Raw genomic sequence first — 26537 nt, forward strand, 5'->3', positions numbered from 1 at the left:
TACTCACCCGTCCGCCGCTAACTGTTCCCGAAGGAACAATCCGCTCGACTTGCATGTATTAGGCACGCCGCCAGCGTTCGTCCTGAGCCAGGATCAAACTCTCCACGATACCCCAAAAAGTGACGTGAACCTCCGCAGAGAATTCCGAATACTTTTCGGGGGCCCCACATTACATGGGTGTAAAAAAGCTTGTCTTAAGCTCAAAAGTAATGCTAGCGAGAATTTACATTCTCTATTTTAACACTCACTCGTTGTTCAGTTTTCAAAGGGCAATCATGTTCTATTTACTCGTTTGTTTCACTGCCTCGTAAGCAGCTGAATCAATATAACACATGTTGTTTACTAATTGCAAGTACTTTATTTTTATTTATTTACTTATCTTTTTTTGCCGTTTCTCAACAGCAAGATTGACAATATACCACATATAACAATCTTATTGCAAGTCTTTTTGCCTGTTAAAAACTGACAAGCCGCTGCCTGTTTTTACTGGATTTCAAAACCTAATTCCAACGCTCTTTTCAAAGCATCTGCTGAAAACTTATTCTTCTTGTACTTTTTTTCAATCTCTTCCTTAGTAAGAGGTATCCACCGAAAGTCTTTATTTATATAAATCATACTTTTAAAACCCCAATCCACATGGATGGTTCTATTCGCCACTTTAGTAATCTTCCCAATTTTGGTAACTGCAAACCCCACCGTATCAATACAATATTTATTTAGTATCGTTGTATTCATTTTATTCTCCTCAGCTATTTTTTTCATGCCTATAAAAGCATCCTATTAGTTTAACAGTTTTCAAAAGAATATGACAGCAAAGAATTGTTCTTATGTATAATAGTAGGCTTATTTAGGATAATAAAAAAATTTTCAAAATTTGTGATAACGATTATCATTGTCGGTTAAACTAAGGATGAAAAAAGCAACTGCTGTAACAGTTGCTTTTCGAGATAGTTATTAAATTTGAGGTTCAAAAGTTTTACAATCCGTTTCCTCCGAATTAGCAGCCTGTTTACCGCGATGGCTAACTACATAAATCGAGGTAGCATTGCATTTATTACCCGTCGCCCAATACTTACAGGAATTCACGTCGCATAGTACATCTTTTGCCATATACTTTCACCTCCTCCTTACTAAACAGTATGGTCTAACTATAGAGTTAACATTCCTGTAGTTTATTTGATTTCTTCTATAATTACCGTTATCCGATTTCAAACACAAAGAAAGCCACAGGAAGGTAAGTATCTCCCGCGGCTATCATTTGAACCATCCTTTTTCATTAAAATGCTTGATAGCTTCGATCCGGTTGCTAACATCGAGCTTATCGAGGATGATGGAAATATAATTTCGAATCGTTCCTGTAGTAAGGTAGAGCTGACTCGCAATTTCCTTGGTATTCTTTCCATCGGCAATTAAAGATAGAACCTGCTTCTCTCGCTCAGTCAGAGGATTATCATCGCTATACGCCTCATCCACCAGTTCGGAGGCATAAACCCGACGGCCGCTCAGGACACTGCGAATGGTGTTGGCTAATTCTTCGCTTGGACTATCCTTCAACAAATACCCGCTTACACCTGCTTTGATGGCTCGATCAAAATAGCCTGCACGGGCGAAGGTCGTTAGAATGATGACCTTACAACGGTCTCCTTTTAGCTGTTCAGCAACCTCAAGTCCCGTTTTCAAGGGCATTTCAATATCCATAATACAAACATCCGGTTGATGTAGACGAACGAGCTCCAAAGCTTTTTCCCCATCCGCCGCTTTGCCTACAACCTCCATGTCCTCTTCCAAATCAAGCAGGGAACCTAGAGCTCCCAGTAACATTCGTTGATCTTCTGCAATCACAATTCGTATCATGTACGCTCACCCTTATCCGATTGGTTTATCATCTGGGGGATTCTCGTGATGATTGTTGTTCCTTTGGTCAATGCAAATTCAAGGCTTCCATTGACGAATTCCAGTCTTTCTTTCATGCCCTGCAGGCCATTGCCCCGTTTAATGCAGGATTGCTCACCCAAGCCAATACCATTGTCGTGGACTTTCATCAGCAGCTCGGATTGAGTCCGCTCAAACGTGAGAGAGCAAGCCGAGGCGCCGCTATGCTTGACCACATTCGTTACAGCCTCCTTCAGACACATGCTTAACACATTCTCTGACAATAAAGAGACATTAGAAATAGCTTCGTTGCCTTCCAAATGGAAATCAATTTGGGCTGCCTTCAAAATTTGCTGGACATGAGAAATTTCCTCTTCGATTCTCGTTCCCCTCATTTGCGAAACGATATGTCTAACTTCCTTTAAAGCCGTTCTAGCTGTTTGCTGAACGTCCTTTATTTCTGCACGTGCCCGATCGGGATCTTTAGTTATTAATTTGCTGGCAAGGTCACTTTTCAACCCAATGAGAGAGAGCTTTTGACCAAGTGTATCATGCAGATCGCGAGCTATACGCTGACGCTCTTCAATCTTAACCAGCTCAGAAATCCTCATGTTGGCATCCTTAAGCTGCTCCTGAAGCTCTCCACGCTTATTTCGGTTATAACTCCCTAATGGAAGCAATACGACGCCGATAAGACAGATTAATATAAATGGGGCTTGTGATAGGAAAAACTTATTTTGCAGGATAAAACCAATATTAACGGTTATGATGCTCGTAACTATATGAACGGTATAAAGGGTAATAAATCCGGCCTTATTCTGAATATTCCCAATAAAGAAAGCAAGAAAGAAGGAAAAATAAGCATAGTTAAAAAGAATCGTCATCGTTATGGATATAGCAATTTGCAAGCTTACCCCTACATATACCGGCCAGCCTTTATAATAAAAGGTCAGCCGATAGCAGAAAAAGAAGGCGATAATCATCAGAATGCCGGATGTGATCTCGAGATTGGATGAAGAACGGAATATAAAATAGAACGGAAGAATACCAAACACGAGCCACACATAGGGGCTAAGTCCAGTGCTTTTAGGGAATAGTTGGTATTTCTTCAGCTGCATGGCAAGTTCTCCTAATTGATGTACAGTCGTTACTACTATTTTAACATATATATCAAAGAATGGGTTGTCATTGCATGATTGTATATAAAAGCTTTACATTGACTTTTCTAGTATGCCTCTATGCCGATTTTTTAGCGCCAGTCGTTAACGGTTTGGGCTTTATGAGCAAATGGCGGATTTCTCTGAAGCCTACAAAAGACTTGCTTTCTTCATCCCAAAGACGGTAGTTTAAAGCTTTTAGACTGGTAGCGATTGTTATAGTAGTAGCGTGCTGCAATGGCGGCACTGCGTTATGAGCTTGCTCCAGATTATAATTGGGAACTCTTGGATTTAAATGATGCACATGATGAAAGCCAATATTTCCCGTTATCCATTGCAATACTTTAGGGAGCTTATAGTAAGAGCTTCCATCAACAGCAGCCTTCACGTAGCTCCAATCCTCTTCCTTCTCAAAGTAGGAATCCTCAAACTGATGCTGTACGTAAAATAACCAAATGCCAAGTGCACCCGAAATCCAAAAAATAGGACCTTGAATAAGCAAAAAGGTTTGCCAGCCGATTGCCCAGCAGACAACACTGTACAAGGCAACAATACTTACATTAGTAATCCATGTGTTAATACGCTCAGCCTTACGAGCTCCCTTTACATTGAAGCGTTGAGCTATAAGGAAGGTGTAGATAGGGCCAAGCACGAGCATCGTAACGGGGTTACGGTACAGTCGGTAAGCAATACGTCTCCAGACAGGCAAGGCAAGATATTCATCTACGGTAAGCATCCATATATCGCCGATACCCCGTTTATCTAAGTTGCTGCTTGTTGCATGATGTATAGAGTGGGCATTCTTCCACTGATGGTAAGGAAAAAGAGTAATAACTCCTGTAATGGTTCCCACAATTTCATTCGCTAGTCGATTTTTGAAAAAGGATTGATGGCAGCAATCATGAAAAATAATGAAGGTCCGAATGACAAAACCCGATGCCAGTATAGCAAACACAAGGGTAAGCCAATACGATACGGACATGCTGAAATACGCGGCAAGCCACAATAAAATAAAAGGAGGCAATGTGTTGAGAATTTGTCTTATGCTCGATTTAGTGCTGGATTTTTCATAAGGGGCGACATTTTTTCTCAACTGGGCTTGATGATTAGAACTAGGCATAGGTTCCTCCTTGTAATGTACACACTTAAGCTGACTATAGCTCTACATCTATTCTAATCCATGCATGTCTACGGCGTTAGTCATAAGTGTCAGTACTAACACATGACAAATGTCATATGAAGATAACCGAAGTGTTACGGTGAGTCACCTGGAAAACACAAAAAACAGAGAGATAAAGGAACAGCTAGCAGCTAGTTCCTTTATCTCTCTGTTTTTTGTACATAATTTATTATATAGAGTTAAGTTCAAATACTTTTTTCAATTCATCAAAATCCAGATCCAATTGGTTGCAGCAGTTCTCTACTTTTGCAAAAAAGTTGTTTTCCTCACTCGGTTGATCACGTTCTACATAGTACATGTTAATTAGTTCATACAGCTCTGATAATACTTTTACTCTCTCTACTTTATCCATCTAAATCATCCCTTCTATCTCTATAAAATTGTAATGATTCTTCATAATTATACATTAAAATGCATAAATAATCATTATCTTTTTATTTTCACCCAACATTTACAATCGAAAATGCTGCAGCGTCAGCTGCAGCTCCTCCGATAGCTTGGCAAGGGCATCAGCCGCACTCCTGATCTCCTCCATGCTGGAAAGCTGCTCCTGACTGGATGCTGTGCTTTGCCGGCTGACTGTCATGCCTTCCTTAGCCACGTTATTTACCACATCCATCACAGATACGATTCTTTGGCTGCCCGCGATAAGCTGGTCAATAGTATCCTTAACGCTCGCAACTCCCACGTATACGTGATCAACCGCCTCATCAATATGATGAAACACGACTTGGGTATGCTTCGTTTTTTCGATTCCTAGCTCGACTTCATTTAATCCGTGCCGCATCGTGCTGCCAATCCGCTTCATCTCCGCTTGAATCGAACCGATCAGCTTCTCAATTTGCTGAGAGGAGCCGGCTGATTCATCGGCAAGCTTCCTCACCTCTTCAGCTACCACAGTAAAGCCTTTTCCCGCTTCTCCTGCTCGTGCCGCTTCAATGGCTGCATTCAGGGACAGAAGGTTAGTTTGAGTGGAAATCTCATGAATGACTGTGACGAATTTCCCGATTTCCTGAATATGTCCTGTCAGCAGCTCTACCGTGGAGTCGAGGTCTTTTACCGTTGAATAAATCGACTTCATTTGCTCCGATACCGATGATACGGTCGAGGCTCCTTCTTTGGAGAAGCTCGCCGCTTTACTTGCAGATACATATACATTCTCACCGCTATCGCCAATAGTTACAACATTTTGCCTAATTTGATAAATAGCTGCAGTAGCATCTTCTATACTATTAACTTGTTTGTCCAGCTCCAGCTCCAGATGCTCGCTTGAAGAGGCGATTTGTTGAGAAGCGGATGCTCCTTGTTCAGTACTCGCAAGCAGCTGTTGAGAGCTTGCCGAAATAATGAGCGCGTTCTCTGATACTTGTACGACCAAGCCACGCAACCCCTGCAGCATTTTATTAAAGGAGTTGGTTAGGTTGCCCACCTCATCCCGGTAAGGGTAATCGCCAACAACCGAAAGATCTCCAGCTTCAGCCCGGTTCATCAGGGATTGCAGCGAGAGAATCGGTTTTGTAATTACATAGTTGATAAGAAATCCTACGATAATAAATATACCTACTGCCAGCAAGGTTGCAATTAAGGTGAAGATTTGTGCCGTAGTGGCCTCGTTCTCTGTTTGCTCATATAACTGCTCGGCAATTTGCTCATTGTGTGCAGATAAATCAGTGAGAACTTGATTAATTTGATTGCCCAATCTGCTGGCTTCCGTCACAAAAGCATCATAAGCCTTCGCTTCGTTATTGGCAGCAGCCAGCTCAATGACTTTGACAACAGAAGCGCGATAGGCTGGAAGCAGAGCCTTATACTGCTGAATGAGCTCCAGCTCTTTCGGACTCAATGCAAGCTTTCCGTATTCTTCTATCGAAGAATCGATAAATTGATCCTGCTTGCTTATTTTGCTTTTCAACAATTCATCCTTGGTCAATACAAACTCAAGCATACTTCCTTCATTCATACGTGTAGCCGTTTGAATGGCATTTACCCATTTAACGGGCAGCAGCCTGTTAGTATACATTTCCTTTGTATTCACAGCCATACCCGTCATATAGTGATAACCTACAAGCGCAATAAGAAGGATTGCAATAATGGCCGTTACATTCAATATAAAAATTTTATATCGAAACCTTAGATTGCGGAGCACATCCATACTCAAGATAAACCTCCCGGCAGTTATGAGCATCATCTGTACGTCATACTGCTGATTTACATTCTTATAGCGCCGAACTTCCTATGTAGAACTAGCGGATAGTTAATCCGCAATATAAGTGCTGTTTACCATAACTTTCCCAATTAATTCTTTAATATCCTGAACTTGATACTGCACCATATAGTCCTTTATTTCCTGTAAAATATCGAGCATAGCGGTTGGTTGGACAAAACTGGCCGTTCCTACTTGCACAGCGGTAGCTCCAACCAAAATCATTTCGATAGCGTCTTCTCCGTTCATGACGCCCCCGCAACCGATAATCGGGAGGCTCGTAACTTGCCGGACCTGGTAGATCATCCGGACAATAATCGGCTTGACCGCAGGACCGGATAAGCCCCCCATGTTATTGCCGATCTTTGGCTTACGCGTATGGATATCGATGGCCATTGCCAATATCGTGTTAGCCACATTCAATCCGTCCGCTCCGCCTTGTTCGGCTGCAAGTGCAATTTCCTGAATACTTGTCACATTAGGCGAAAGCTTGGCAATGATCGGTTTATCCGTAACTTCCTTCACACGCATAACCAGTGAACGAGTTGCTTCCGGGTCCATGCCGAAGGCTAAGCCGTTCCCTTTCAGGTTAGGGCATGAAATGTTCAATTCTAATGCATGAACGTCACCCAGCTTGCCGATTATCTCTGCCATTTCAGCAAACTCATCGATCGAATCTGCTGATATGCTCGAGATTAGAGGAACGTCATATTGCTTATAATAAGGAATGGTCTTTTCCAGATAGTACTCAATTCCTTTGCTCTGAATTCCGATGGAATTGATCATACCTGCCGGAACCTCGCATACTCGAGGAGTCAAATTCCCTTTGCGGGGATATTTCGTTATGCTTTTGGGTACGATGGCGGCGATTCGATTAAAGTCGATCACCTGATCCATTTCTTCACCAAAGGCGCCGGATGCAGGCATAATCGGATTCTGCAGCCGAAGACTCCCGATATTAACTTCCAGATTCAATGTTTCCTGATCCACTTTCATCATGCCAACACCACCTGTTCCAAGGAAAACACGGGTCCTTCTTTACAAACCCTTACAGTCCGGGTCGAACCGTCCGCCTCTTGAATATCACAAACACAAGCAAAACAAACGCCCATTGCACAGCCCATATTTTCTTCCAAAGCGATTTCTGCGAAAATATCCTTTTCCGCTGCAACCTCCTGCAAAAGCATGGACAGCCGTTTCGATCCACAGGTGTAAGCAGCGCTAATATCATCCTCGCTCATAATTTGCTCAATCAACTGTCGTACATGTCCGACACCGCTAGTGCCGTCCTCATCCGTCACTTTATAGACCTTTGCTCCAAAGCCTTGAAGCGCCTCAGCTGCGAGTAAATCATTGCGCGTTCTTGCACTAAGAATCGCGACGCTGCGAATTCCCTGCTCTGCTGCTTCCTGCGCGAGTGCTGCCAATGTCGCTATGCCCACTCCGCGCGCAAGCATAAGAATGGTCCCTTCGTTTTCCCGTAAAGTAAACCCTGTACCGAGCGGTCCGAAAATATCGACTGTTTCTCCAGCCTTTATTCCAGCTAAGCGCTGCGTACCGATTCCTTTGACCAAATAAAGAAATTCGAGCGTGTTGGAATCTTTATTAATTCTATATATGCTAAATGGCCGACGCAGCAGAGGGTAATTATCCTCCCCGCACAGGACATTAAAAAATTGTCCGGGCCTGGCTGAAATATGCAGGTTCGATGCATCGACAATCATATGCCAATAACGTTCACTCACTTGTTGATTAGATAATACTTTTCGTTTTTCCGCTCTCATGATGTTTGCTCCTATCCATGTTTTTAAATGTCCCGGCCGGCTTTTTCTGAACTTCTTCCGCACACCGGAGAACGACTTCTTCCAACAAGGCGGCGCCTTTAGCTATTTGGGCAATGGAGCTGTATTCATCCTTATGATGGCTTAATCCGTCCCTCGATGGAATGAAAATCAAGCCAGTCGGACAAATACTTGCCATATTCATCGCATCATGCCCGGCACCGCTCATCATATTCATGTAAGCGATACCTTGAGCTTCACATAAAGTAGATAATAATCGTACTGTATATTTATCCAGAACGACGGGCTTCTCATCACTTAAGATTCGAGCTTCGACCTGAAGTCCCCGTCTTTTTTGCAATCCTCTGAACAGCTGAGACAGACGTTCAATGATGAATTGTCTGGATGTTATAACGGTGCCACGAATATCGATCTTTAAGCTTACCCAGTCCGGTACGACATTCATCGCTCCTGGTTGAACATCACATACTCCTGCTGTGGCAACCGTACCATGCTCGGCTTCCTCTAACGCTGCCTTTTCCAGCTCCGTAATGATCTCGGCCGCTCCAATAAGCGCATCCTTACGCATATTCATCGGGGTCGTCCCCGAATGGGAAGCCTTGCCTTGGATCGTAACCTCCAGGCGGATGGGAGCAGCTATTCCAGTTGCGATCCCAACTTCCCTACCACTGTTTTCAAGCAATGGGCCTTGCTCAATGTGAAGCTCGAAAAAAGTTTTAATATCTTTCCCGCTTCTTCGCGCCGTTTCGATATGGGCAAAGTCCAGGTCAACTGCTGCTAATGCTTCTGGAAATGAAACACCCTCATTGTCACGCAGCTTTTGCAGCGATTCTTTGTTTAACTTGCCAGCCATAGCTTTGCTTCCAATGGTCGATACACCGAAGCGCGCTGATTCTTCACAGGCAAATGAAATCAGCTCAATAGGATTGCGCGTAACAATCCCCTTCTCATTCAAGCTTCGAATCATTTCCAACCCTGCAATAACTCCGAGAGTTCCATCGTATCCGCCGCCATGCTGTACTGTATCGAGATGCGATCCGCATGTCACTGCGGGAAGCTGAGGTTCACTGCCTTCACGCCGGGCTATAACATTCCCGCAGGCGTCAATCCGCACCGACATACCTTCATCCTTGCATTTTCGGATCAAATATTCATTTGCTTCCCAATGCTCCCTGGAATAGGCAAGTCTCGTTATTCCCTCTCCATTTGCAGCCCCGATCTCGTTAACTTCCTTCAATGCAGCTTCCAAACGATTTATATTCACGAGCAATCACCTCATTATACCTAAGCTTTTTCCTCAGTATACGTAAGAGAAAAAGAACAGTCATTGTGTATAAAGCCGAAAGATGTCAGTTTCTTTTGTCTGTTTGGATAAGAAAAAAATACCGATAAGAGCTCATAATTCCAGGTTTAAATGAAACACCCCGACGCTTCAGATCTGTCAGACAGATGACTTAAACGTCGGGGCGGGTAGAAACGTAAAATATTTACATAATAAGCTCTTGAGACTCATGCCAACGAAGCAGTCTTTTCTCCAACATATTCGACAGCATGTATAGCAGTAAGCCAATTACGCTTAACAATAAAACCGCCGTTAAAATCATATTAATGTCATAGGTTTCACTGCCCAGAATGACCAGATACCCTAACCCTGCCTTAGCGCCAATCATTTCACCGATAACCGCACCCGTTATTGCATAGGTTGTAGATACTTTGACACCGGACATAATAGAAGGCAAGGAATAAGGAATTTCTACCGTCCAGAAACGCTGCCACCGGTTAGCCTTCAGAATATGCAGCAAATCCTGCATATTCTTTTCTACAGAACGGATACCGACGATCGTATTGACCATGATGGGGAAAAATACGACCAAGATGACGAGTGCAATCTTCGAGGTTGCACCCAAGCCGAACCATAAGAGAAACAGTGGTGCAATAGAAATTTTCGGTGCTATTTGAACCAAAACAATATACGGATTGAACAGACGTTCCAACAATACGCTTTTGGCCAGCAAATAACCGAAAAGTAACCCAAGTACACAACCGATCAGAAATCCGATGAATATCTCATATAACGTAATCCCAATGTGGGTTCCCATATCCCCCATCGTTAAAATATTAAGAAATTTGGATACAAACAATGCAGGCCCCGGAAGAATTTGTACCGGTATATGAAAAACAGATACGTATGCCTGCCACAAACCAACGAACACCAGTAACGTAAGGATAACGAGAAAACTTTTTCGTCCAAAATAATTCATAGTGCATTCACCTGCGTTACTTTAGATTTGGGACAACTAAATCTTCCGCTTTAAAGGTTGTCTTGATAATATCAAATGTCTTTTGAGTATCGATTGACGTTTGCCATCTGGCCATATCAGCAGCACCATAGCCATCCTTCTTAGTCAGATCGCTCTGCCACAAATAAGGAATGAACACATCATTGAAGATTTTTTCAGTAATTTCCTGTTTGCCTTCAGACGACGTAGCATATTTCTTGATGGACATATCAACAGCAGCTTTCACATTTCCTTTAATAATATAATCCAATGACTGGTTCAAAGCTTTGTTGAACGCGATAACCGTGTTCTTATTCGTGGACAAGTATTTATCCGAAGTTACGACAACATTACCAAAGGAAGGAAGGAAATCATCGGAACGAATTTCATCCACATCCACGCCGCTGTTTTTAAGCTCAACCGTTCTCAGCATGGAGAAGGTGATGGCATCAACTTCATCAGACACCAATGCATTTACAATAGCGCCGGTACCTACGATTTTGGCATTAACATCCTTGATATTCATGCCATTTTTCTCAAGCAGCACTTGCAGTTGGATATAATTCGGGCTTCCGAAGCTGGTTACAGCAACCGTTTTACCTTTCAAATCTTTAGGGCTTGTAATTCCTTTGCCTTTTTTGAAAATGGTTGCTCCCAGACCGCGCTGATAAGTTGTGTGCACAACTTTTACGGGAATGCCTTGTGATTTTGCTGTAATAACGGCATCCGCATTAGGAAATCCGAATTGCACATTGTCTGCAGCAACGTTTTTCACGATACTGGCAGCATCTGCATACACGAAATCGACATCAAGACCTTGCTCCTTAAAGAAGCCTTGCTCTTTGGCTACATACATCGGTGCATAGTAAGGAACAGCTGCTCCATCCATTTGAACCGTAACCTTCTGAATTTCCTTGGGCTTCTCTCCACCGGCAGCAGGCGTTTGTGCAGTATCATTAGGTTTGGCGCCACAAGCTGCCAATAAGCTGCCAGCAAGCGTAAGACTGAGTAAAAGGCTAAGCGATTTCTTCTTCATCATGAAACAACACCCCTAGTTATCAATTTGTCTACTGCGTGCAACGCGACCTTGCATAATTTCATTTGGCTTTCTTCATAATCCACCAGCCATTGATTCGTGATTCGGTTGGCATGGACAACAAGCAATGTGCCTGCATAAGCTCCCATAACTGAAGCAATGGTCAAAAGTGTTTCTGATTCCATCTCCAAATTAAGCACTCCAAGCGCCTTCATTTCCTCAATGATGTTCGCCGAGTAATTATAAGGGCTTACGTCTCTTCCCTGACCATGGTAAAACGAAGAGGTCGTTGCGCCTATGCCGAGATGATAGCGGTAACCCAGATCCTCACAGGCTTCAATCAGCGCCTGCACCACATAATGATTGGCCAACGCTGGAAATTCGGGACGCGCATAATGATTCGTAGTCCCTCCCAATCGAACACTGCCTGTGTTGATGATCATATCCCCACAATCAATTCCTTCTTGAATAGCAGCGGTTCCACCAATTCTAAGCAAGCATTTGGCCTTTAATCGGAGCAATTCGAGAACGGCTATTTCGGTAGAAGGACCGCCAATACCTGTCGAACATACGGAGACTGGATTGCCGTTGAATTCGCCTGTCCCTACTTTAAATTCACGATTGGAGCTGATGATCTTATAATTGCTAAACAAATCGCGAATCAGCTCAACACGCCCCGGATCACCCGGCAGTAATACATAGGGCGCTGTCTCTCCTTCGGAAATCCGAAGATGCGGTACTTTCGTGCCTTCGTATAAGGGGAAATCCGCTTGAATAAACCTGGTCATGACCTGCCCTCACATCCTCTCGAATTATTTCATTTGCTTGGAATCGTGCCAGAATAGAAAACGATTTTCTAAAAAGCTAATAAGTGCGTAGAAAATGATTCCAACGACAATGGTGTATATAATACTGGCAAAAAGCATGGGAGAATTATAAGTGGTGCTGTTAAATACCAGCAAATAACCTAACCCGCTTTCACCGGATATCCACTCTGCAACAATAGCTGCAATAACGGCCTGTACCATTCCGACCTTTAAGCCTGCAAAAATTTGCGGCAGGGAATGGGGCAGCTCGACTTGAACGATTTTTTGCCACCAGTTTAAGCCTGTAATTTGCATCAAGCATTTCAGGTTATAAGTGACGCTTTTCAATCCGAATATCGCACCCAGCATAACCGGGAAAAACACCATCGAAATAATTAACATCAGCTTGGAGGTAAACCCTAATCCGAACCATATAACGAACAACGGAGCAAGAGCAATCTTCGGTGCCGTTTGGGCCAAAAGAATATACGGCATCAGCGCATCTTCAAGAAATTTGAATTTACCAATCAGATAGCCGATCGCATAACCGAAAACAATACCCAATACGAAGCCTGCAAGCACTTCACCTGAGGTAACTAAGAAATGGTGCATCAAATCCTGAGTGGAAAACATCTCTATAAGCGCTTTTCCAACATCCGCTGGAAGCGGTACTATAAATGCCGGCACATCGAATGCTACGACGTACACATACCACACGAGTACAAGAAAAAGGATGGCTGCTAAATACTCTCCAACTTGTCTCAATCTCAGCATTAGCCTAACACTTCCCTTAGCTTTTTAACGTAATTCACAAACTCAATCGTTTCCTTCATTTCCACAGTTCGGGGATGCGGCAGATCAATATCGATAATTTCATCGATCTTTCCCGGGCGTGGAGACATTACGATAACACGATCGGATAAAAATGCCGCTTCGGAAATGCTGTGTGTTACAAACAAAATCGTTTTTTTCGTTTCCGTCCAAATCCGAAGCAGCTCAATTCCCATTTTATCCCGAGTCAGCGCATCCAAAGCACCGAACGGCTCATCCATCAACAGAACATCAGGGTTATAGGACAACGCTCGAACTATCGCTACCCGCTGCCTCATACCGCCGGACAATTCACGTGGATATGCTTTTTCAAAGCCCTTTAATCCCGCAAGCTCCAGCAGCTTATCCAGGTTTTCCATATTCTCTTTGGTTTCCAATTTCTTTACTTCCAACGGAAACTTGGCATTTTGATAAACGGTTTTCCATGGAAGCAGAGTAGCATCCTGAAACACAAAGCCAATGTTATCAGCTGATTTCTCCCAAGTTATCGAACCTGATGATGGGGTATCCAAATTCGCAAGTATTCTTAGTAAAGTTGATTTCCCGCAGCCTGATGGACCTATGATGGAAATAAATTCACTTTTTTTCACATTCAAATCAATATGTGTTAAAGCCTGTACCTCTCGACCATCGCTTGCCTTGTATATCTTGTTTACATCCTCAATGCGAATTGCTGTAGTAGACATGCTGGATAACACCCCTTCACTTTCATCTTTTACGATATTACTTTCTCTAAAAAGTCCCTATCGGTTGTATAAAATATATTTTATCCGTTTAAAATGTGATCTGATATGTCCGTGAGGACAAAAAATAAGTTTCACATTCGTCCATTAAGACAATGTACATTTTTCCATTTGTTGTTCAACGGCTTTTTTAGCTTATATTAATGTTAACTATGTGGTATTTGAGCTGTTTTACAAAGGCTATTCCCCATTTTGAGCAGGATGTAAGTCATGACGTTTGGGAGCTTGCTGGCTATGCTAGCAGCATTTCCCTACATTATTCATGCCCTCTGTCCTTACGGACTATACGGCTATTGCTCCTCGATGCTAGATAGAAAGCTCTCTCCCTGAGGCGGGAGTTCTACGAGGAAATTATCTGCAATCGTTGCTCCTATGTCGGCAAAGGTCGAGCGGATTCCAAGGTCGCTTCCCTTGCCCAAACCCTTCTTCGATACAAGCAGAGGTACATATTCCCTTGTATGATCTGTACCCGTATGGGTCGGATCATTGCCATGATCGGCTGTGATGATCAACAAGTCATTGGAGCCTAAGCCTTCCAGAATTTCAGGTAAACGAGCATCGAACTCCTCCAGCGCCCTAGCATAGCCTTGCGGGTCACGGCGATGCCCATAAATAGCGTCAAAATCAACAAGATTCAAGAAGCATAAGCCGTTGAAATCCTGTTGCATGACCTTAATTAATTGATCTACTCCATCCTGATTGGACTTCGTTTTCAAGCTTTCCGTAACGCCTAAACCTGCAAATATATCGGAAATCTTACCAATCCCAATGCTGTCATATCCAGCCTTAACCAAATGGTCCATCACCGTCGCCGTTGGCGGCATCACGGCGTAATCCCGCCGATTCGGAGTTCTACTGAATTGGCCAGGCTCACCTATGAAAGGACGCGCAATAACCCTGCCTACAAAATTATCCGCATTCAGGGTCATTTCCCTGGCTTTACCGCAAATCTCATATAGCTCAGCAAGGGGAACGATATCTTCATGCGCGGCAATTTGGAGCACACTATCGGCTGAGGTGTATACAATAAGAGCTCCGCTTTGCATATGCTCCGAGCCTAGCTCATCCAATATTTCAGTTCCGGATGCCACCTTATTGCCGATAACTGAACGGCCTGACAGCGATTCCAAAGCTTGTATGAACGTTTCCGGGAACCCTTCAGGATACGTTTGGAAAGGAACATCATTCCGCACACCCATGATTTCCCAGTGTCCAGTCAATGTATCCTTGCCCGCTGAAAGCTCAGCCATCTTCCCATAATGAGCCTTCGCATGCTCAACAGCTTGTATGCTTTGAATAGGTCCGATGCGGCCAAGTCCCATTTGTTCCAAATGAGGCAGTCGTAATGCTCCGACAGCCTCCGCTATATGTCCAAGCGTATTGGAACCGAGATCACCATAAACGGAAGCATCCGGAAGCTCCCCTATCCCAACGCTGTCCAGAACAATGAGGAAAACCCTTGAATATCGATTAGTCATTAGTTGTTAGCCCCTTCACCTATACCTGTGCTGCAAAAATTATGGTTCTAAACACTTAATTGAGCATTTCATCGTAAACAACAGCTCCATTAACCATCGTTAACACAGCTTTCCCTTGGAGCTTCATCCCGGCGAAAGGGCTGTTTCGGGATAGCGATTTAAATTGCTCCGGATCTACCGTCCATTCTTTCTGTGGATCCAATATTGTAATATCGGCGTCCAAGCCCTCCGCCAGCCTTCCTGACGGCAGTCCCATAATATTGGACGGGTTGACCGTTAATTTGGCAATTGCATCCGTTAGGGCCAGCCTTCCTGAATGCACGAGGAATGTAAAGGTCAAGCCAACAGCCGTCTCAAGCCCAACCATTCCAAACGGGGCCTCTCCAAGCGGGCGCGCCTTCTCCTCAGATGTATGAGGGGCATGATCCGTTGCAATAGCTTCCAGCGTTCCGTCTGCCAGACCTGCAATTACAGCCTCCACATCCTCCCGAGTTCGCAGCGGAGGATTAACTTTAGCCAATGTGCCGCATACTAATGCTTGCTCATCGGTTATCGAGAAATGATGCGGTGCTCCTTCCCCTGTAACCCGCACCCCTCTGGCCTTCGCCTCACGTATAAGCTGAACCCCTCTGGCCGTTGAAACATGCTGAATGTGAAGCCTTGCCCCGGTTTCTTCTGCGAATAAAATGTCTCGTGCTATAATCAATTCTTCACCCAGCCTGGGAATGCCAGGATCTCCAAGCTGATTGCTCACCTTGCCTTGATTGAGAGAACCGCCGCTTACCAATTGATGATCCTCGCAATGGGAGCTGATCGGCACATCCAGCTCGGCAGCTTTGCGGAAAGCTGTGTACACTAGCTTAGGGTCCATCACAGTTTTGCCGTCATCTGTAAATGTAACCGCCCCGGCTTGCTGCAGGCTCTCCATCTCTGTCAGCACTTTGCCCTCAATCCCGTAGGTTAGAGCCGCTGAAGAATAAACCTTGACGGCCGCTTGCTCCAGTCCTGTACGGAGCACATACTCCAGTGTTTCTACAGTATCAATGCTGGGCTTCGTGTTAGGCATACAGACTACCGTTGTAAACCCACCGGCAGCTGCAGATAAAGCGCCTGATGAAATCGTTTCCTTTTGAGGGAAGCCTGGGTCCCGGAAATGGACATGGATATCTACAAGACCGGGAACAACAAGCAAACCCGATGCATCAATGACATGATCGATAATTCCATTCGTTATAGGTCCAATATGAACAATTTTTCCATCTTCAATGATTACGTTAGTGATTTCCATAAAATGAGTCTCAGGATTAATGACCGTTCCATTTTTGATAAGCGTTCTCATAAGATGTCACTCCTTGAACTTCTGATAATAGAAACTTTATCAAGAAATAGAGGCAACGAATATGTAGGGAAGGACAAAAAAATAAACCGACTTTTGTCGGTTTAGCCAAGAGTAAAAGTTGAGTCCCGTACTCCAAGGGTTTCTTCAGTATTCGATGCTGACAATGTTCCAAAAGTTACTTCGTTATCCATGCAAACTTTTTTAACCAACGCTACACATTTCCCGACTGCAGAATTTGGTCTATTTTCAGTCCCATATGGAGCAACAATCGTTTTTCCGCATCGTGAACACTGCAGCCGGTTAGCTGTTCTATTTTTTGCAGCCGGTATTTCATCGTATTAACATGAACGAACAGCTTCTCCGCCGTTTCAGCCAGGGAGCAATTGTTGGCAAAATATTCCCTCAAGGTGATCACAAGACTTGCATTGCTGCTCCAATCGTATTCCACCAGCTTGCCGATCGTTTCCGAATAGATATCCTCCATTTCCTTCCAATCATTAACTTGACCGAGTACACGAAAAATACCCAAATCCTCGTAATGGACACAGCCTGTTTTTCCACTGATTGGCTTTCCCAGCTGAATTGCTTTAACCGCTTCCTTGTACCCTTGATGAATACCCTCCAAGCCTTGATAAAATCTTCCTACGCCAACGGTAAACGACAATTCATCGAATTCTTGTGAAAGCTGCCGGCGCGCGGATTCCGCTAAATCCATGATCGAGCTGTTATGCGGGTCATTGGTGTAGGGAAGCGTTCCCGCTCCAACCGCGGGCTCCCGATGATAAAGTACAACGATAAGTTCTTTTCTAACTGTAATAATAGCCTTTTGGGCATCGAATCGAAAAATATCATTTACTTTCAGCAGAAGCTTTCGTTTGCGTTCCTGAAACCACAGCGCTTCATTCTCACGTTTTACAACAGGCTGCGGAGAGCTGGAATAAGCAATAGCAAACACTTGATAGTCCTTCGACAAATTCCAGTTGAACATCTTGCCCTTCTCAATAACTTCGGCTTTATCCGCAACATTGCCCGTCAGCACCTCGGATAAAAAATCATCTTTGAAGGTTTGTTCCACATCTGCTCTCGTAATCACTTTTAAAAACTCAAGGGCCATTAACAATACCGTACGATCCAGCACAAGAAAATCACGCTCAACAAATTCTCTTTTCGTTTGCCAGCAGGTAACATCTCCGTACAATTCATCGTTCAAAAAGAGCGGCGTTACTATGCATGGGGTGCTCTGATGATCAAGCATTCGCTCCATCCTGATGGAACGCTTGGCTATTTTCAGCTCGTTTTTTTGGGCCCGGGTCAGAGGAGCGACTGTTTTCCCCCACGAAATACCTTCCAATGCCGGAACTTCCGAGCCAACTGTAATAATATTTTCCGTCATTTGCTGCACAGCTTCAACCAAAGACGGGATTCCCTTCCCACCCATAGCAAGCTCAGTAATCCACTGAAAAAACTTTTCCAGCTGCTCTTTGCCCAGATCCGACTTATTCAATCGAAGCTCCATCAACGGAGTCATAATATCCAGATAAGAGACTTCATCTTCTATTTCTATTATTGGAAACCCAAGACGGTTCCCGGCTTCGATGATCACCTCTGGAATTTCCTTCACATAACGTTCGGTCTTAATAGCTAAGGCTGAGCTTCCAACATCATGCAGCTGCTGAACCAAATGTCCGATAGCCTCCGGATCGTCTTTGATCGGGTACAAGCTGGTCAACAGCAAGTCGTTTCCTTTTAACCACCGAATAACATCCGGCACTTCCATGACTGTAATATAGTCAATCGTTCTATGAAGCCCCTTCTCTCCGGCAACTACCTTACACTGAATCAGTCCGCCGATTTGCATAGCTTCCTTTACGCTGACTCCCATTAATCCACCTCTTCTTTCTGTCGGTTAAAATTTCCATATGGATAATGTACGTTATTATAACGAAAAGAAATCGATTATACACTATTCGTATTTGCTTCATTAAGTATGAGATAAACAGATAAATCGATATTATTATACTTTTTCGAGTCAAAAGCAAGAAACAGGGGCAATTTAAGGTATTGTATATTTATTCATTTTAATGTATATTTAATCACAAATTGACTTACTCGAGCTATTATCCCTCATATTCCATATAAATATTTTTTAGGAGTGAATCATCATGAATGCGAAATTGTTGTTGGAGGATGGAACCGTATTTGAAGGAAAAGCTTTTGGCAGCGAAGGAGAAACCTCCGGAGAGGTCGTATTTCATACCGGTATGACCGGCTATCAGGAAGTATTATCGGATCCTTCCTATTGTGGGCAAATGATTGCTATGACCTACCCGTTAATCGGAAACTACGGGATAAACCGGGATGATTTCGAAGCTATTCGCCCCTGGGTCCAGGGCTTTATTGTAAGAAATCACGAGCTAGCGCCCAGCAATTGGAGATCCTCCATGAACCTTAATGATGTGCTGAAGCAATACGGCATACCCGGGATAAGCGGCATTGATACAAGGATGCTGACACGAATTATTCGGCAGCACGGCACGATGAAGGGACTGCTCTCAACCAGCAGCAAGCCGCTTGCAGCACTGCAAGAACAGCTTCATGCCATGAAGCCGCTGCGCAATCAAGTGTCGTTCGTTTCGACGCCGCAGCCTTACCGCAGTCCGGGCGCCAAGGAACGTATCGTGGTAGTAGATTTCGGCTGTAAATTAGGCATGCTTCGCGAGCTTAGCAGCAGGGGCTGCGATGTTGTCGTCGTTCCTCACGATTCAACCGCGGATCAAATCCGCAGCTTTAATCCTGACGGCATCCTGCTGTCCAACGGTCCCGGAGACCCTAAGGATTCGGCTCACGTCATACCGGTGATTCGCGAGCTTCTTGGTGAAATTCCGCTGTTCGGAATTTGTCTTGGGCATCAGCTATTCGCACTCGCCTGCGGTGCCGACACCGGCAAACTGGCCTTCGGCCATCGCGGCTCCAATCATCCTGTAAAGGAAGTGGCCACAGGACATTGTCTTATCACATCACAAAACCACGGATATACCGTAATCGATGCTACAGTAGCTTCAACCGACCTCATGATCACTCATATTAATAACAATGATGGCACTATTGAAGGACTTAAGCACAGCTATCACCCTGCTTTTTCCGTACAATTTCATCCCGAGGCAGCTCCTGGGCCTTATGACAGCAACACTTTGTTTGATCAATTTTTGGATATGATTCACCAATTCCAACGCAATCGTGCTTTAGGAAACCTTTTAGAAAGCTCAACAGGCAAACATAAAGCTCATACAGCATCTTCTGAAATTCTCTCACATAAAGGAGCCCAATTGGTATATGCCGAAAAATAACGCTTATCAAAAAATTCTCATTATTGGCTCAGGCCCTATCGTGATCGGGCAAGCAGCCGAATTCGACTATGCCGGCACACAAGCCTGCGAAGCGCTGAAGGAAGAAGGCGTGGAGGTGGTGCTCATCAACAGCAATCCGGCCACTATTATGACCGACTCCACATTTGCCGACAAGGTATACATGGAGCCTATCACTCTGGAATTTGTCAAACAGATCATTCGAAAAGAACGTCCTGACGGCTTACTTGCTACTCTTGGCGGACAAACGGGGCTCAATATGGCGATGGAGCTTGCTAATGACGGTATCCTTGCTAGTGAAAATGTAAAGCTTCTCGGAACTCAATTGGAGCCCATCCGTAAAGCCGAGGACCGCGAGCTGTTTCGCGAGCTGATGAAGGAGCTGCGACAGCCCGTTCCGCAGAGCATCATAGTTACAGAGGCCAATGCAGCGCTTCAATTTGCGGCTCAGATCGGCTATCCTGTCATCGTTCGTCCCGCCTATACGTTAGGGGGAACCGGTGGAGGCATCGCCAAGGATGCTGAAGAGCTGCTGGATATTGTTCGATCCGGCTTGCACTGCAGTCCCATCGGCCAATGTCTGGTAGAAAAAAGCATTGCCGGCATGAAGGAAATCGAGTATGAAGTCATGCGTGATGCCAATGACAATTGTATGGTTATTTGCAATATGGAAAATTTCGATCCGGTAGGCGTTCACACTGGAGATAGCATTGTCGTAGCCCCAAGCCAAACGTTATCTGACCGAGAATATCAAATGCTGCGCACGGCCTCCATACAAATTGTGCGGGCACTCGGTATCGAGGGCGGCTGCAATGTGCAATTCGCGCTGGACCCGGACAGCTACCAATATTACGTTATTGAAGTGAATCCGCGGGTCAGCCGTTCATCAGCGCTGGCATCCAAAGCGACAGGTTATCCCATTGCCAAGATGGCTGCAAAAATCGCAATGGGTTATACGCTTGATGAGATTATTAACCCTGTCACTGGTAAAACCTACGCCTTCTTCGAGCCGGCATTGGATTATGTCGTTACCAAAATTCCACGCTGGCCCTTTGATAAATTTCCGAATGCTAATCGGAAGCTAGGAACTCAAATGAAGGCTACCGGGGAAGTTATGGCCATTGGCCGCAGCTTCGAGGAATCGCTTCAGAAGGCCGTCCGCTCCCTTGAAATTGGCACCGCGCGGCTGCATCTCCCTGAGACTAAACAGCTCACTCAAGCGGAGCTGCAGGTAAGACTGCAGAAAGCGGATGATGAAAGGCTGTTTCTGATCGCAGAGTCTTTTCAACGCGGATATACAGTCGATGAAATTCATCGTCTGACTCATATAGATCAATGGTTCTTACAAAAAATTGAACAATTGGTTGTATTCGAGCAGCAGCTGATAGAGGAGGATCTTTCGGATGCTCAGCTCCTGGAGGCCAAAAAGCTGGGCTTTAGCGATCAGGCTATTGCGGATATACGCCACTCTGCGAATGCCTCCTTCCGGTTTACAGCGGCTCGCGACATTGAAGAACGCAGGTATCGTTTAGGCATCATTCCAGTATTTAAAATGGTGGACAGCTGTTCCGCTGAATTCGAGGCGACTTCATCGTATTATTATTCGACCTATGAAATAGAAAATGAGACACCTGAGTCAATCAAACCCAAAATCGTAGTATTAGGTTCCGGTCCCATACGCATCGGACAAGGCATTGAATTCGATTATTCCACCGTTCATGCGGTCAAGGCTATTCAAGAGGCCGGATATGAAGCGGTTATTATCAATAATAATCCGGAGACCGTATCCACGGATTTCAATATTTCGGATCGATTATATTTTGAACCGCTCCATCTTGAGGACGTCATTCATATTATTAATCATGAACAGCCTGAAGGGGTTATCGTGCAATTCGGCGGGCAGACGGCTATTAAGCTGGCAGCAGCTTTAGCTGAGCGGGGCATTCGCATTATTGGCACGAGCTTTGCCGGAATCGATACTGCTGAAGATCGTAAAAAATTCGAGCTCCTCCTCCGGGAGCTGCAAATTCCGCAGCCTTCGGGAGACACCGCCCATTCGATCAAGGAGGCTGTGGCGGCCGCAGAGCGAATCGGCTATCCCGTTTTAGTGCGTCCCTCCTATGTGCTTGGAGGACGCGCTATGGAAATTGTGCATTCCGCTTTGGAGCTAGTCACTTACATGGAACGTGCGGTTCAGGTCAATCCCTTGCATCCTGTCTTAATCGATCGATACATGCATGGAATTGAGGCGGAAGTAGACGCAATCTATGATGGTACAACGCTCCTGATTCCTGGAATTATGGAACAAATCGAACGGACAGGGGTACATTCCGGGGATTCAATTGCAGTGTATCCTCCACAAAGCTTGTCACGATGCGTCAAAGAGCAAATCGTTGATATAACAACGAAGCTGTCCAAGCATCTGAATGTTATAGGCCTCGTTAATATTCAGTTTTTAGTGGTGCAGGAGCAAGTGTATGTCATCGAAGTCAATCCTCGCGCCTCAAGAACGGTTCCATTTATGAGCAAAATCACGAATGTTCCGATGGCTAATATAGCAACCAAAGTATCCTTGGGGCAAAGCCTTGCTTCATTCGGATTTCCAGAAGGCCTGTTGAAGGAAACCGACGAAGTTTCAGTTAAAGTCCCGGTGTTTTCTCTTCATAAGCTAAGCGGTGTGGAGATTGCGTTAAGTCCTGAAATGAAATCCACAGGCGAGGTTATCGGGAGAGACCCAGTGTATGCAAAAGCGTTGTATAAAGGCTTGCTTGCCGCAGGGATGAAGCTGCCTGCCCAAGGAACCGTCATCGCTTCCATTGCTGACAAGGATAAAGCAGCGGCTGTTGAACCGCTAAGAAAGCTGTTCCGGCTTGGGTACCGGATTATCGCAACTCCCGGGACCGCCCGGCTGCTTCAAGCGAACCATATTCCGGCTTCGAGCTATAACATGGAAGAGCTTATCCATTCGCTGCGAAGCTTCAAAGCAGACCTGTTAGTCAACATGGTGACAACAGGAAAAGCTGCTTCCAGCAACGGCTTCCAACTACGGCGCGAGGCCATCGAAAGCGGACTTGTATGCCTAACCTCGATGGATACCGTGCATGCCTATACAAATGTGCTGGAATCGGTGTATTTCACACCGTTCGCCATTCGTTAAGGATACGCGGCTCGCCATTTTGGGTGGATGAGCGCGTTTGCGCTTTTTGTTAAGGAAATGGAGTGGGAAGCTGCATGATCGCTCCCACTCCATTCTCTTAGTCTTTACGAAACATCACTCCAAGCCGAAGCATGTTCATGTTCACGGAGCTCCAATAAGCAGTGGAAAATGTGTCAGCATTGCTAATTGTGCTTCCCCTTGCTCACTCACTCCTGCTTTTGTGTAATCGATTGTCATTGGCAGCTTGATTTGGACACTATAATTTCCGAAAGGGACCTGCTTGCCGTCTGAATCCTTTTGATCCCAACTAAAGGTCAACTCCTCGCTTCCGCCGCTTTTAAATAAGGCTTTCGATTCGGGGATTTTTCCTGACCAGACCAGCTCCGGTTTAATACGGCCAGCGCCTATGTCCAGTTGACGGGTAATCTCAATTGTGAAGGACGTTGATGGATTCAATTCCAATTCGTCCGTACTTACGTTTCTGATTGCATAGCGTAAACCTACTTCTTGGCCTCTGGAAAAGTAAGCTTCAGGATTGATCATTTCCCCATTCATAACAACTATGGTTAAATCAAACGGATAGTTTCTCCATCCGGCTCCCAGCTCATATTGATGAGTCTTTTTTACGCCTGTAATTTCCTTAGGGATGACTGCTGCCGGAGGTGTATATAAAGCAGGATCATCTTCCGGGTTTATTTGATAAATCCAACAATCCCCAAGCCAGTCGCTATGAATATGATGCCAGCCTCCGCCATGCTCGAACACGGTTACCTTCTGAGGAGTCAATCGGCCGAGCTCCCGAGCTTGCTTATCAGGATGCTCGTATGCAATGGCAGAATCGGTCAGGATCATACTTCTTTCTTCTGACTTAAGGTCCGGCGGATAGCCAACATGACTGTTGACCCAGCGCTTCCCTTCCCATGTATCGATGTACAACCATTCATTATTTAGTGTTATCTTTGCATGCACTAGCTGGGGTGACAGCATGCCAGCAACCTCGCTCCCTGCATCCGGAGTACGGAACATTGGAGTTGGCGTCCGCAGATGTAACCATAAGCCGCTGCTGTTCGGTCCGTAAAACTCCGCATGCTGAATAATGGAAGATTTGGGATGAATCCATTTATAGCCAAGCCATGTTTCAATCAGATAGTATTCTCCATCGGTATACACGGACCGGACTACTTGCGGAGAAATGGTTCCCAAGCTCTGTTTCATAGAAGCTTGCCGCGCCGGATACAAGTTTTCCTCTTGCATCAGCACCAGATAGTCGTAATATTGCTCCTCAAATGGAGCGTTCTGCAATAGAACCCATTTATCCTCATTCGTTGTTTTAATTTGAAACCACACTTTGCTTCCGTTCAAGAGCTTACGGTCCCAGCCATTTTCGGCTCCCGTTACTTGTACCGTCTGCGGGGCAGCATCGTAGAGCTGATTGCCGTCAATCCCGTCATAGATAGGTGTTCTATCAGCCGTTAAGCTAATTTCTTGGGGAAGCTGCATACCTGTGGAACCGGATTCCGCTGCAAATGCAGCGTTCATAACTGTGGTAGCCACGCTCCCGAGGAGCAGCACAAGCAGCATCAATAGTACTCGTTTAGGTTTCATTTCATTTCCTCCCTATCTAAATGCCTGATATACATTCAGACGCTCGGGAGGCTAAAAGGTTTCCAAACTGCATCGGCATTCCCCATTGAAGTTTAAGCAAATTGAGGGGAAAAACGGTGATGTGTTGCTTGTTCAAATCCGTAGGCTATTTTTATCAAAGTAGGCTCGCTAAATGCTCTACCTGAGAAGACTACACCGAAGGGACCCTTTGTATGATCACCATCCGAGTCTATAATGCCTGTTGAAGAATACCCCGCCGGAACCGCAATTAATGGATAGCCCAATCGAGCTGCAGTATATAGCCCGTCAACATCCCCAGGTAACATTAAGGCATCCAGACTGTATTTATCCAACACATAGTCTATTCCTTCATGAAGCGCCAACTCCATGTATTCCTGCTTCTTCTGCAGATAGGTTTCTTCAGTCAGTGCTGTTTCTTCGGACCTTATTAGCGTATCCTGCCCATATTTCAAAGCAATCTCCGCATTATTTTTATTGTACTCAATCAGCTCATCCAAAGAGTGAACCGGTACGGTATCAGCCAACTTGTATAAATAATTATTGAGACCTTTCTTAAATTCATACGTGATGACATCATTATTCCAGTTCATCTGCTCAACGTAGAGACTAACATGATCGATAATTGTGGCTCCTTCATTCTTCAAAGTAATAATGGCTGCTTCCATAATAGAAAGCCTTTCCTCATCCAAATGCTTATAATAATGTCTTGGAATGCCTATTCTTGCATGTTTTAAAAAGCCTTCTTCTAAAAATGGCGTGTAGTCTTGAAAATAATGCTTTTCGCTCGAAAATGTAGCACTATCATTGCTATCCACTCCAGTTAATGTCCCCAAAATAATGACAGCATCCGTTACCGTTCTAGCTATAGGTCCCGGAGTGTCTTGGCTGCAAGATATAGGAATAATCCCGCACCGGCTAACTAACCCTACCGTAGGTTTGATTCCTACCAGGAAGCTTTGACAAGCAGGACCTACAATAGATCCTGCCGTCTCCGTTCCTATAGCTGCCGCTCCCAAATTTGCCGCTACCGCAGCAGCAGAACCGGAGCTGGAGCCGCTGATGAACAGCTCACCGGCACCATATGGATTTAGAACAATTCCACCTCGCGAGCTGTATCCCGCAGGCATCCGGCTTGACATGAAGTTGGACCATTCCGTCATATTCGTTTTTCCGAGCAATATGGCTCCCGCGGAACGAAGCTTAGCCGCTACGAATGAATCTGCTGCCGCGAACGAATCGGCCAAAGCTACTGATCCTGCACTCGTATGCATATTATCCTTGGTATCTATATTATCCTTCAATAGAATGGGAATACCATGCAGCTTTCCCCGGCTCCCTGTTTCTTTTCGTTCAATATCTAAAGCTCTTGCGATTTGTATAGCATCCGGATTGATTTCTAATATGGAATGAATTACTGGATCAAACTTATGAATCCGGTCCAGATATACATTAACTAAATCCTCTGAGCTTATAGAACCTGCTTCCAAAGCAGTTTGCATACTTGTAATATCTGCTTCTACAATCCAATCCTGCAGCTTGATAGTCACTTGAACAGCTCCCCTAATCAAAAAAATGTGGTGTGATTATCTTCAACTTACCACAATTTCTTCACCTAATAACATGGAGAGATTAACTATACTTATTTTAAGCTTTGAATGTATTG

22 protein-coding genes and 1 rRNA gene are annotated in these 26537 nt (G+C 44.7%); 2 read left to right on the forward strand and 21 right to left on the reverse strand.

The window, feature by feature from the left end; translation table 11 throughout:
- From ACFQ0C_RS12890 to ACFQ0C_RS12980, 19 genes are all read right to left on the reverse strand, one after another.
- Positions 1-109 (reverse strand): 16S ribosomal RNA (locus ACFQ0C_RS12890); the annotation flags it as partial.
- 374 nt (positions 110-483) lie between these two features.
- On the reverse strand, positions 484-762 hold the full coding sequence (locus ACFQ0C_RS12895; protein WP_379367341.1) for a hypothetical protein: 279 nt from the start codon (positions 760-762) through the stop codon (positions 484-486).
- A gap of 192 nt (positions 763-954) precedes the next feature.
- Positions 955-1110, reverse strand: coding sequence for a DUF1540 domain-containing protein (locus tag ACFQ0C_RS12900; protein ID WP_258216673.1), 156 nt, complete (start codon positions 1108-1110; stop codon positions 955-957).
- A 144-nt stretch (positions 1111-1254) separates the two neighbouring features.
- A complete protein-coding gene (locus ACFQ0C_RS12905) occupies positions 1255-1854 on the reverse strand; it encodes a response regulator transcription factor (RefSeq protein WP_258216674.1) in 600 nt (199 codons plus the stop codon).
- Complete coding sequence (locus ACFQ0C_RS12910) at positions 1851-2990, reverse strand: sensor histidine kinase (RefSeq protein WP_379367344.1); 1140 nt, start codon at positions 2988-2990, stop codon at positions 1851-1853. The genes ACFQ0C_RS12905 and ACFQ0C_RS12910 overlap by 4 nt, the downstream gene beginning before the upstream one ends.
- A gap of 118 nt (positions 2991-3108) precedes the next feature.
- Positions 3109-4149 (reverse strand): Delta(5) desaturase DesA, encoded by a 1041-nt coding sequence (desA, locus tag ACFQ0C_RS12915; protein ID WP_379367346.1) that lies wholly within the window; start codon positions 4147-4149, stop codon positions 3109-3111.
- Between the two features lie 229 nt (positions 4150-4378).
- Positions 4379-4561 (reverse strand): hypothetical protein, encoded by a 183-nt coding sequence (locus tag ACFQ0C_RS12920; protein ID WP_379367348.1) that lies wholly within the window; start codon positions 4559-4561, stop codon positions 4379-4381.
- A 99-nt stretch (positions 4562-4660) separates the two neighbouring features.
- Complete coding sequence (locus ACFQ0C_RS12925; protein ID WP_379367478.1) at positions 4661-6361, reverse strand: methyl-accepting chemotaxis protein; 1701 nt, start codon at positions 6359-6361, stop codon at positions 4661-4663.
- A gap of 102 nt (positions 6362-6463) precedes the next feature.
- Positions 6464-7411: a dihydroorotate dehydrogenase gene (locus ACFQ0C_RS12930; protein WP_379367350.1), complete on the reverse strand. Its 948-nt coding sequence runs from the start codon at positions 7409-7411 to the stop codon at positions 6464-6466.
- On the reverse strand, positions 7408-8196 hold the full coding sequence (locus ACFQ0C_RS12935; protein ID WP_258216679.1) for a dihydroorotate dehydrogenase electron transfer subunit: 789 nt from the start codon (positions 8194-8196) through the stop codon (positions 7408-7410). The genes ACFQ0C_RS12930 and ACFQ0C_RS12935 overlap by 4 nt, the downstream gene beginning before the upstream one ends.
- On the reverse strand, positions 8165-9478 hold the full coding sequence (locus tag ACFQ0C_RS12940; protein WP_379367352.1) for a Zn-dependent hydrolase: 1314 nt from the start codon (positions 9476-9478) through the stop codon (positions 8165-8167). The genes ACFQ0C_RS12935 and ACFQ0C_RS12940 overlap by 32 nt, the downstream gene beginning before the upstream one ends.
- Positions 9479-9701: 223 nt before the next feature.
- Positions 9702-10475: an ABC transporter permease gene (locus ACFQ0C_RS12945; RefSeq protein ID WP_379367354.1), complete on the reverse strand. Its 774-nt coding sequence runs from the start codon at positions 10473-10475 to the stop codon at positions 9702-9704.
- A 16-nt stretch (positions 10476-10491) separates the two neighbouring features.
- A complete protein-coding gene (locus ACFQ0C_RS12950) occupies positions 10492-11532 on the reverse strand; it encodes an ABC transporter substrate-binding protein (RefSeq protein ID WP_258216682.1) in 1041 nt (346 codons plus the stop codon).
- A complete protein-coding gene (locus tag ACFQ0C_RS12955) occupies positions 11529-12317 on the reverse strand; it encodes a nucleoside phosphorylase (RefSeq protein WP_171650625.1) in 789 nt (262 codons plus the stop codon). The genes ACFQ0C_RS12950 and ACFQ0C_RS12955 overlap by 4 nt, the downstream gene beginning before the upstream one ends.
- A gap of 24 nt (positions 12318-12341) precedes the next feature.
- Entirely contained in the window at positions 12342-13109 is a 768-nt protein-coding gene (locus ACFQ0C_RS12960) for an ABC transporter permease (RefSeq protein ID WP_258216684.1), read from the reverse strand.
- Positions 13109-13852, reverse strand: coding sequence for an ABC transporter ATP-binding protein (locus ACFQ0C_RS12965; protein WP_258216685.1), 744 nt, complete (start codon positions 13850-13852; stop codon positions 13109-13111). Before ACFQ0C_RS12965 ends, ACFQ0C_RS12960 begins: the two co-directional genes overlap by 1 nt.
- 347 nt (positions 13853-14199) lie before the next feature.
- Positions 14200-15387, reverse strand: a complete 1188-nt coding sequence (deoB, locus tag ACFQ0C_RS12970) for a phosphopentomutase (protein ID WP_379367358.1) — start codon at positions 15385-15387, stop codon at positions 14200-14202.
- Between the two features lie 55 nt (positions 15388-15442).
- The gene (locus ACFQ0C_RS12975) at positions 15443-16726 is read right to left on the reverse strand and encodes a dihydroorotase (protein ID WP_379367360.1); all 1284 of its coding nucleotides are present in this window, start codon (positions 16724-16726) and stop codon (positions 15443-15445) included.
- 211 nt (positions 16727-16937) lie between these two features.
- Positions 16938-18608 carry a PucR family transcriptional regulator gene (locus ACFQ0C_RS12980; protein WP_379367362.1) on the reverse strand — a complete coding sequence of 557 codons (1671 nt, stop codon included), beginning with the start codon at positions 18606-18608 and terminating at the stop codon, positions 16938-16940.
- 280 nt (positions 18609-18888) lie between these two features.
- Here ACFQ0C_RS12980 and ACFQ0C_RS12985 point away from each other — a divergent pair, with 280 nt between their 5' ends.
- Both ACFQ0C_RS12985 and carB read left to right on the forward strand, forming a co-directional pair.
- Positions 18889-20073, forward strand: coding sequence for a carbamoyl phosphate synthase small subunit (locus ACFQ0C_RS12985; protein ID WP_379367364.1), 1185 nt, complete (start codon positions 18889-18891; stop codon positions 20071-20073).
- The gene (gene carB, locus ACFQ0C_RS12990; protein ID WP_379367367.1) at positions 20060-23248 is read left to right on the forward strand and encodes a carbamoyl-phosphate synthase large subunit; all 3189 of its coding nucleotides are present in this window, start codon (positions 20060-20062) and stop codon (positions 23246-23248) included. The genes ACFQ0C_RS12985 and carB overlap by 14 nt, the downstream gene beginning before the upstream one ends.
- Before the next feature lie 141 nt (positions 23249-23389).
- On the opposite strand, the gene ACFQ0C_RS12995 is transcribed toward carB, so the two are convergent.
- Both ACFQ0C_RS12995 and ACFQ0C_RS13000 read right to left on the reverse strand, forming a co-directional pair.
- Positions 23390-24853, reverse strand: coding sequence for a flagellar hook assembly protein FlgD (locus ACFQ0C_RS12995; RefSeq protein ID WP_379367369.1), 1464 nt, complete (start codon positions 24851-24853; stop codon positions 23390-23392).
- A 92-nt stretch (positions 24854-24945) separates the two neighbouring features.
- Positions 24946-26421 (reverse strand): amidase family protein, encoded by a 1476-nt coding sequence (locus ACFQ0C_RS13000; protein WP_379367371.1) that lies wholly within the window; start codon positions 26419-26421, stop codon positions 24946-24948.
- Between the last annotated feature and the right edge of the window lie 116 nt (positions 26422-26537).

Source organism: Paenibacillus sp. GCM10027630, from assembly GCF_042676305.1.
GTDB lineage: Bacteria > Bacillota > Bacilli > Paenibacillales > NBRC-103111 > Paenibacillus_S.

Bases quoted from the DNA above. Each gene is read 5' to 3' on its own strand.
- deoB (WP_379367358.1), bottom strand. From the start codon at position 15,387: ATGACTAATCGATATTCAAGGGTTTTCCTCATTGTTCTGGACAGCGTT.
- desA (WP_379367346.1), bottom strand. From the start codon at position 4,149: ATGCCTAGTTCTAATCATCAAGCCCAGTTGAGAAAAAATGTCGCCCCT.
- carB (WP_379367367.1), top strand. From the start codon at position 20,060: ATGCCGAAAAATAACGCTTATCAAAAAATTCTCATTATTGGCTCAGGC.
- ACFQ0C_RS12980 (WP_379367362.1), bottom strand. From the start codon at position 18,608: ATGGGAGTCAGCGTAAAGGAAGCTATGCAAATCGGCGGACTGATTCAG.
- ACFQ0C_RS12960 (WP_258216684.1), bottom strand. From the start codon at position 13,109: ATGCTGAGATTGAGACAAGTTGGAGAGTATTTAGCAGCCATCCTTTTT.
- ACFQ0C_RS12930 (WP_379367350.1), bottom strand. From the start codon at position 7,411: ATGATGAAAGTGGATCAGGAAACATTGAATCTGGAAGTTAATATCGGG.
- ACFQ0C_RS12955 (WP_171650625.1), bottom strand. From the start codon at position 12,317: ATGACCAGGTTTATTCAAGCGGATTTCCCCTTATACGAAGGCACGAAA.
- ACFQ0C_RS12950 (WP_258216682.1), bottom strand. From the start codon at position 11,532: ATGATGAAGAAGAAATCGCTTAGCCTTTTACTCAGTCTTACGCTTGCT.
- ACFQ0C_RS12985 (WP_379367364.1), top strand. From the start codon at position 18,889: ATGAATGCGAAATTGTTGTTGGAGGATGGAACCGTATTTGAAGGAAAA.
- ACFQ0C_RS12905 (WP_258216674.1), bottom strand. From the start codon at position 1,854: ATGATACGAATTGTGATTGCAGAAGATCAACGAATGTTACTGGGAGCT.
- ACFQ0C_RS12995 (WP_379367369.1), bottom strand. From the start codon at position 24,853: ATGAAACCTAAACGAGTACTATTGATGCTGCTTGTGCTGCTCCTCGGG.
- ACFQ0C_RS12965 (WP_258216685.1), bottom strand. From the start codon at position 13,852: ATGTCTACTACAGCAATTCGCATTGAGGATGTAAACAAGATATACAAG.
- ACFQ0C_RS12910 (WP_379367344.1), bottom strand. From the start codon at position 2,990: ATGCAGCTGAAGAAATACCAACTATTCCCTAAAAGCACTGGACTTAGC.
- ACFQ0C_RS12925 (WP_379367478.1), bottom strand. From the start codon at position 6,361: ATGGATGTGCTCCGCAATCTAAGGTTTCGATATAAAATTTTTATATTG.
- ACFQ0C_RS12935 (WP_258216679.1), bottom strand. From the start codon at position 8,196: ATGAGAGCGGAAAAACGAAAAGTATTATCTAATCAACAAGTGAGTGAA.
- ACFQ0C_RS12900 (WP_258216673.1), bottom strand. From the start codon at position 1,110: ATGGCAAAAGATGTACTATGCGACGTGAATTCCTGTAAGTATTGGGCG.
- ACFQ0C_RS12945 (WP_379367354.1), bottom strand. From the start codon at position 10,475: ATGAATTATTTTGGACGAAAAAGTTTTCTCGTTATCCTTACGTTACTG.
- ACFQ0C_RS12920 (WP_379367348.1), bottom strand. From the start codon at position 4,561: ATGGATAAAGTAGAGAGAGTAAAAGTATTATCAGAGCTGTATGAACTA.
- ACFQ0C_RS12975 (WP_379367360.1), bottom strand. From the start codon at position 16,726: ATGAGAACGCTTATCAAAAATGGAACGGTCATTAATCCTGAGACTCAT.
- ACFQ0C_RS12895 (WP_379367341.1), bottom strand. From the start codon at position 762: ATGAAAAAAATAGCTGAGGAGAATAAAATGAATACAACGATACTAAAT.